1 pseudogene is annotated in these 534 nt (G+C 43.8%); it reads right to left on the reverse strand.

Going from position 1 to position 534, the window contains the following annotated elements:
- Positions 1 to 478, reverse strand: a pseudogene (locus AC27KL_RS28170) (endonuclease); the annotation flags it as partial.
- Between the last annotated feature and the right edge of the window lie 56 nt (positions 479 to 534).

Raw genomic sequence — 534 nt, forward strand, 5'->3', positions numbered from 1 at the left:
AAATGAAAATCGGATCAAAATCCTCTCCCAGATTCCCGATGATCGGAAGGTTTTCCACACCGATCCAAATGTCTGTCCCTTTCAGCCGCTCATCAAACTCCGCGAAAAACTCAACGATTTTTTTACGGTTTCCTTCCAGGTCATAGACTTGAAATTCCTCAACCGTCATAAATTGATTCGCATGAACGGTTATGCCTTTGGCGCCGTATTTCACAGCGAGCTCCGCAAAGTGATAAAGCTGTTTTTTGATGTGATCTTCATTCACATAATCGGCATGATCTGTCGGGAAATGCAGCGTTAATAATGAAGGATCAAGCTGTTTCGCATATTCCAGCGTCTGATTAAATGTTTTGATATAATCTGCTTCCTCAAAGGAATGGCCGTCAAAAATATTCGCTTCCAGACCGTATCCCGCTTCCACCCATTTCTCATCGATTTGCTTCGGATCAAGTCCGAAAAACGGAATTTGAGCAATCATAGGACAGTCACCATGTTCCTCTCACCAGCATAAACGCTTCCGCAGCCGAAAAACCC

The sequence above is a fragment of the Paenibacillus sp. YAE3 genome, from assembly GCF_057546105.1.